Origin of the sequence: Curtobacterium sp. MCBA15_013 (genome assembly GCF_001865095.1) — a bacterium.
Taxonomy (GTDB): Bacteria; Actinomycetota; Actinomycetes; order Actinomycetales; family Microbacteriaceae; genus Curtobacterium.
This window is the reverse complement of sequence record NZ_MJGQ01000048.1, coordinates 986-1,378: the sequence shown is the minus strand read 5'-3', so window position 1 is coordinate 1,378 and position 393 is coordinate 986. Positions and strand designations below refer to the sequence as shown.

Here is a 393-nt window from a genome sequence, read left to right as displayed (position 1 = left end):
GAGGCCGGACGCGACCGCGCCGAGGCGATGCTCCCCGGCGCACCCGTCCTCGAGACCCCGGACCTCGTCGAGCGCAGCGAACTCGTGCTCCTCGCCGTGCCGGACGACCAGCTGGCCGACCTCGTGCAGGGGCTCGCGGACGCCGGGATCTGGCAGCCGGGGCAGCTCGTCGTGCACACCAGCCCGGACCACGGCGTGGGCATCCTCGCACCGGCGATGGCTGCAGGGGCGATCCCGCTCGCGATCCACCCCGCGATGGCGTTCACCGGAACCAGCGTCGACCTCGTCCGGCTCCGCGACGCGTACTGCGCCGTGACCGCACCGTCGCCCGTGCTCCCCATCGCCCAGGCGCTCGTCGTCGAGATGGGTGCGGAGCCGTTCGTCGTCACCGAG

General features: G+C 74.0%; 1 pseudogene. It reads left to right on the top strand.

Annotation, left to right across the window (positions count from 1 at the left end):
- Positions 1 to 393: pseudogene (locus tag BIV01_RS20015) on the top strand (DUF2520 domain-containing protein); the annotation flags it as partial.